This is a genomic window from Flavobacterium niveum (assembly GCF_055231775.1).
The window spans coordinates 1-319 of the sequence record NZ_JBUYSX010000024.1 but is presented as its reverse complement, the minus strand read 5'-3'; the positions used below and the strand labels follow the sequence as shown (position 1 = coordinate 319).

General features: G+C 41.1%; 1 tRNA gene. It reads left to right on the top strand.

The annotated features are described in order from the left end of the window. Positions 1–84 precede the first annotated feature (84 nt). Positions 85–161 (top strand) — tRNA-Ala (locus ACZIX4_RS19970). Positions 162–319 lie beyond the last annotated feature (158 nt).

The following is a 319-nucleotide window of genomic DNA, read 5'->3' as shown; positions in this document are numbered from 1 at the left end:
AGAATACTTAAAAGGAAATTTTAGAAGTTGGGTAATCAACGTTCCGCTTAAAGCTGAAAGCAGATGACTGACGGCTAAAGAAATGGGGGATTAGCTCAGCTGGCTAGAGCGCCTGCCTTGCACGCAGGAGGTCATCGGTTCGACTCCGATATTCTCCACCAATTTAGTCGAAAGACTAAAGTCATAAAGTAAAAAGTCTTCGGGCTTTACGACTTTCGACCTTAGGCTCCAGACTATAGAAAGTTCATTGACATATTGAGATTGAAATACAGTAAGAAATAGAAAGCACAATAGCTGATAGCTAAAAGCTGTCAGCTTA